This window comes from Yoonia sp. (genome assembly GCF_036007805.1).
GTDB lineage: Bacteria > Pseudomonadota > Alphaproteobacteria > Rhodobacterales > Rhodobacteraceae > Yoonia.
On record NZ_DASYOK010000022.1, the window covers coordinates 1 to 2,478 of the forward strand.

Sequence of the window (2,478 nt, forward strand, 5' to 3'; positions counted from 1 at the left end):
TCATGCGGTTCTGGCTTTTGTCTCAAAGCGCCGCTAACAATAGAAGAAACCACACACGGGACTTTTCATTTGACGAACAAACCAAGACGCCCACTGACCTTGCGCGATGTCTCCGAAGCATCCGGGGTAAGTGAAATGACCGTGAGCCGCGTGCTGCGGAACAAAGGGGACGTCAGTGCCGCGACACGGCAGAAAGTACAGGATGCCGCGAAAATGTTGGGCTATGTCCCGAACAAGATCGCAGGTGCGCTTGCGTCACAGCGCGTCAATCTGGTCGCGGTGATTATTCCGTCACTGGGCAACATGGTTTTTCCAGAGGTGCTCTCGGGGATTTCCGAGACGCTGGAAGGTACCGATTTGCAGCCAGTGGTCGGCGTGACAGATTACCTGCCCGAAAAAGAAGAGAAAGTTCTCTTTGAAATGCTCTCGTGGCGGCCTTCGGGTGTGATTATCGCGGGGCTGGAACATTCAGAGGCGTCGCAAGCCATGCTGCGACAGGCGGGCATTCCGGTGGTCGAAATCATGGATACCGATGGCGAACCAATCGATCATTGTGTCGGCATTTCCCACCGTCGCGCGGGGCGCAAGATGGCGGAAGAGATCATTGCCGCCGGTTACAAGCGGATCGGCTTTATGGGGACAAAGATGCCGCTCGATCACCGCGCGCGCAAACGGTTCGAAGGGTTCACGCGGACGCTTGCCAAGGCGGGCATCGAGATCGCGGATCAGGAATTCTATTCCGGCGGCTCTGCCCTTGCCAAAGGGCGCGAGATGACGGCCAAGATGGTCGAACGCACGCCTGATCTGGACTTCTTGTATTACTCGAACGACATGATCGGTGCGGGTGGTCTGCTTTATCTGCTGGAGCAGGGTATTGATGTGCCTGGCAAGGTGGGGCTGGCCGGTTTCAATGGGGTCGAGCTTTTGGATGGCCTACCGCGCCGGTTGGCGACGATGGATGCGTGCCGCCGTGAGATTGGCCAGAAAGCCGCGCAGATTATCGCGGCGCTCAATGCCGGTGAGGACGTGCCGGACGGCCCCATCATTGCGCTGGAACCGATCCTTGCGGCGGGTGATACCCTGCGCCGTTAGGCCCTAGATCATGCGAATGACGTCTTTGTCGATGGCCAGAACATAGCCTTTGCGGGCGATATTCTTGACCAGAAGTTCGCTCATCATCTGATTGCCCAAGGTGTCGCGCAGGCGTTTGATGCGTGTTGCACCTGCGGCCTCATCGCAATCGGCAGCGTCACGCCCCGATATCACGCCTTCGATCTCTGCCCCTGTCAGAACTTCGTCGTCCATGCGTGCCTCGGCCAGCACAGAAAGCGTCTCAATCGCGGCATCGGTCAGTTTGAATTCAAAATCGTTCAGATACACCGCCTTTTCATCGCGGCTGATCGTAAGAGAGTTCACCTCGATCCCTTGCCGTTCAATCCGCCCCATCCGGCGGTTCAGGGCAATCAGCATGACAAGAAAGGCAACAGCGGCAATCAAAAGGGCCGTCGCAAAAACCAGCAAAACGAAGATAACAAAGCGATAAGAGGCCAGTGTATCGGAGAACGCCGTGCCGGACCCTGCGAGAATTTCCAGCAGCTTGATTTCGGCATTGCTGGTCAGATTATCATTTTCAACGAAAAGCCGTTCAACGCGCATGTTGAATGCGTTGGCATCGGGCAGGTTGATAAACAGCAGCACAGCTGCAATCGCCAGAATAAGAACAATTGCCGCGATCCCTGCGACAACGATCTTGTTGCCGATTTCGCGCGCTTCAGTAGCGGAGGAAGAACTCACCTGCGCTGTCCTTTCTTTCATCAAGGCCTGCGTCATCAAAGACGCCCAGCACATTCAAGAGCTGCCAACCGCTGCCGGCCAACCGATCGCGCAGTTGGCGTTCGGCCGATCCAACCGAGCAATCGCCCCGTACTTCGGCTACACCATAGTGCAGCCGCAAAGGATCGTCCTGCTTGGCCTTGTAATCGGCATAGCAGGCGGCCTGCGCGAGGGTCGTGCTCAGCATGAGCGCCATGAATGAGAAAGAAAGTTGTTTCATGTCCCCACCTGATCGAAAGCAGTTGTGATATTCAATAACGCCCAATGTTATCGCGATGGCAATCCTATAACCATCCCTCGTTATTGTTTGGCAAGTCACCTTCAACGCACTTTTGGTTCATCGCCGCCCACGCAGGCAGATAAACCGAAAGGATACACGATGTTAAAATCAATGACTGCTGCCATCGCAGTGCTGTCGCTGACCTTTGCGACCATGTCCCCCGCCTATGCCCAAGGGTTGGACCGCGAAGATGTTGGAAAATTGATTATTGGTTTGGCTGCCGCAGCGGTGATCGGCTCGGCGATAGAGCAGAACCGTAATCGTGCCGAGCCCGCCAGCCCTGCGCGCAATAACCCGCAATGGAACGGCATTAACCGCAACAACGGCTGGTCTGATCTGAACCGGCAGGAAGAGCGCAGCCGCCA

4 protein-coding genes are annotated in these 2,478 nt (G+C 56.1%); 2 read left to right on the forward strand and 2 right to left on the reverse strand.

Annotation, left to right across the window (positions count from 1 at the left end; translation table 11 throughout):
• Positions 1–135 precede the first annotated feature (135 nt).
• Positions 136–1,092: a LacI family DNA-binding transcriptional regulator gene (locus tag VGP75_RS01145; RefSeq protein WP_414727750.1), complete on the forward strand. Its 957-nt coding sequence runs from the start codon at positions 136–138 to the stop codon at positions 1,090–1,092.
• Between the two features lie 3 nt (positions 1,093–1,095).
• Here VGP75_RS01145 and VGP75_RS01150 read toward each other — a convergent pair whose 3' ends face one another.
• Together VGP75_RS01150 and VGP75_RS01155 are read right to left on the reverse strand one after the other, a co-directional pair.
• Positions 1,096–1,794, reverse strand: coding sequence for a winged helix-turn-helix domain-containing protein (locus VGP75_RS01150; protein ID WP_414727751.1), 699 nt, complete (start codon positions 1,792–1,794; stop codon positions 1,096–1,098).
• Positions 1,772–2,053: a hypothetical protein gene (locus VGP75_RS01155; protein ID WP_327541900.1), complete on the reverse strand. Its 282-nt coding sequence runs from the start codon at positions 2,051–2,053 to the stop codon at positions 1,772–1,774. Before VGP75_RS01155 ends, VGP75_RS01150 begins: the two co-directional genes overlap by 23 nt.
• A 159-nt stretch (positions 2,054–2,212) precedes the next feature.
• Here VGP75_RS01155 and VGP75_RS01160 point away from each other — a divergent pair.
• Positions 2,213–2,478: hypothetical protein (locus VGP75_RS01160; protein WP_327541901.1), on the forward strand; the 266-nt coding region annotated here is incomplete at its 3' end.

Bases quoted from the DNA above. Each gene is read 5' to 3' on its own strand.
- VGP75_RS01155 (WP_327541900.1), bottom strand. From the start codon at position 2,053: ATGAAACAACTTTCTTTCTCATTCATGGCGCTCATGCTGAGCACGACC.
- VGP75_RS01145 (WP_414727750.1), top strand. From the start codon at position 136: ATGACCGTGAGCCGCGTGCTGCGGAACAAAGGGGACGTCAGTGCCGCG.